Source organism: Bacillus sp. JJ783, assembly GCF_036963225.1.
Lineage (GTDB): Bacteria > Bacillota > Bacilli > Bacillales > Bacillaceae_G > Bacillus_A > Bacillus_A cereus_U.
The window spans coordinates 834-1849 of the sequence record NZ_JBALMG010000257.1 but is presented as its reverse complement, the minus strand read 5'-3'; the positions used below and the strand labels follow the sequence as shown (position 1 = coordinate 1849).

The following is a 1016-nucleotide window of genomic DNA, read 5'->3' as shown; positions in this document are numbered from 1 at the left end:
AGATTCAATTGGAATATGAGCTACTTTCAGGAGAGTTTCTAGGCATGACGGTAGATCACGCTACTAGTAACGACGCAAAATATGGGCAAGAACGCACGAAGACCTTACAAAATGGAGATCTTGTACTTCGCGATCTTGGATATCATGATATTGGTGATTTAGAGAATATCTCACTACGCGAGGCTTACTATATATCTAGAATTCGTTGGAACACGCAAGTGTACCAAAAGGGTGAAGATGGGAAATGGATTTTATTACATATAGAAACCTTAACGAAGAAATTACAAGAAGGAGAGACGCTAGAATTGCCAGAGTTATATATCGGATTGAAGCACAAGCATCGAACTCGACTCATCTTATACCGTTTAACACAAAACGAATGGGATAAACGGTTGATACATCATAAAAAAATGAAGAAAAGGATGCCTAAAGCTGCAAGTTGCGTAAACTTATTAGTTACCAACGCTCCTTCAGAAATATTGCCAGCCACAGAGGTTTACGCTTTTTATTCTTTACGATGGCAAGTAGAAATTGTATTCAAAACATGGAAATCTATATTTAGCATTCATGTAAACAAACGGATGAAACTAGAACGGTTTCAATGTCACTTATATGGCCAACTCTTGCGATTATGTCTAGTCGCAAGCACGACCTATCAAATGCGGAGACTTTTATGGGAGAAACATAGAAAAGAAATGAGTGAGCTTAAATGCGCTTATATGGTGCAAATCTATCTAAAAAAATACACACCACACTTTTTTGTACTTTCCAACATCCTGTTTCAGTGCTTAGCAGGCTCTTTCAAGATATTAGTAAGAATGGGAAAAAAGCGCGGCGGTACCGAAAAACAACGCCGTTTGAAATCCTAGGCTTAATAGAGATATCAACGGAGCAACTTCCAGTGGCTTCATAAAATATGAACCAAGGGAAGTTCTATTTGAGTATGCCCAAAATACAGGATTTTACTCAATGATTGTAAAAAAAGTTGATGGCTATGCTCTTATATGGGTGTCTTT

General features: G+C 37.7%; 1 protein-coding gene. It reads left to right on the top strand.

All coding sequences use genetic code 11. The features are described 5' to 3' along the window. Window positions 1–869 (top strand): IS4 family transposase (locus V7038_RS29260; protein WP_335696076.1); only part of this gene is annotated, 869 nt, incomplete at its 5' end. Between the last annotated feature and the right edge of the window lie 147 nt (window positions 870–1016).